The organism is Pseudovibrio sp. POLY-S9 (assembly GCF_001431305.1).
Classification (GTDB): domain Bacteria; phylum Pseudomonadota; class Alphaproteobacteria; order Rhizobiales; family Stappiaceae; genus Pseudovibrio.
This window is the reverse complement of record NZ_LCWX01000046.1, coordinates 1-1,190: the sequence shown is the minus strand read 5'-3', so window position 1 is coordinate 1,190 and position 1,190 is coordinate 1. Positions and strand designations below refer to the sequence as shown.

The following is a 1,190-nucleotide window of genomic DNA, read 5'->3' as shown; positions in this document are numbered from 1 at the left end:
CCGCGCAAACAGGCCGGACACATGACTGCTTCTGACAAAGGTACCGATCATCTCAAAAATGTCTTGCAAAGCAGGAGCCATCCACACAAGCCATTCGTGGGTTTCCATCTAGGGTTGAGACAACTCGTTTGGAAAATATTGAAGGTGCTTGAGACAGTACTCTACAAAGTCGTTTTCAGCTCTTGGAAGTTATTGGCAGACACCACAACTAAGGTCGGTTTGCTTTAAGTCGAATCTTTCTGGATGAATTAAAGATAGACAGTAGGGTTCGTTCCAACAAAGGTACGTAACCCACCACAGGATTTTTGCTATCCTTCTGATTTAGCGTGATTTTGGTTCAATACTCAGGTTCCCGTTTTTCTCACGTTTTATACTGCTAATTTCAGGGGCAGAATTCCAAGAGTATCTTGGAGCTTTTCCTCGGAGAAATCGTACTCACCAAGCATATTGATGTGTGCCCACGAAATGGGGGAGCGGGCGGCGATAGGCGTCCCAAGGGGCCGGGAAAAAGCAAACTTGATCAATAAAGGCCTGAAATTGAAGCCTTGCTCACCAATGGATCAACGCAAAGGTTTATTGCAAGGCGCTATAAAACCACGCCAGCAAACCTGTCAAATTGGATCAAGAAGAACGCAATCAAAGCAAAAGATCACACATGATACCTATGCCGCGTTTGGTACCTTTGTTGTTATGAACCCCAAGTGGTATAACAGGAGTGCGTCCACTTAAGATCAAAGTTTACCTGTCCAAACAAACGAGACCACCTCACTTTAATACTGAGAGGTATTAAAGGAGTTAATAGTCAGGCTCCAAAGTTTTACGAGTTTTATGAATTCATCCAGTCTTTCCTCAAACATTTGAAAATCGAGTTCTGAGGCTGAAAATCTTGAGTTTAGAGCGGGTCGGTTATCGCCTTCGGTCATTGCAAGTGCTGCATTGCCGGTGCCTTTGCCGAGTAAATTTGCCTGAAGCAGGAGTTGATACCCAGTCAGGCGCTTATCTATTTCAATATCAGGCAGATGAGCAAACAAGATCATTTCATCTTGTTTATTAACGGCAATTGTAAGGATGAACTCCTCTTCAATATCAAGTGAACAAGTTCCGTCCTCATCTAATTTCAGATGTGGTAATCCAATTTTTTTGCCAAGATTGGTTATGAGTGTTTCGGTGTTGCTCATGGTGCTCCTCAT

At 43.4% G+C, this 1,190-nt stretch carries 2 protein-coding genes; one reads left to right on the top strand and one right to left on the bottom strand.

The features are described from left to right. On the top strand, positions 1-228 hold a 228-nt coding region (locus PPL9_RS32955), incomplete at its 5' end, for a hypothetical protein (protein ID WP_208989125.1). A 542-nt stretch (positions 229-770) separates the two neighbouring features. Here the strand turns inward: PPL9_RS32955 and PPL9_RS02715 are convergent. Then, entirely contained in the window at positions 771-1,190 is a 420-nt protein-coding gene (locus tag PPL9_RS02715) for a type III secretion system chaperone (RefSeq protein ID WP_208989124.1), read from the bottom strand.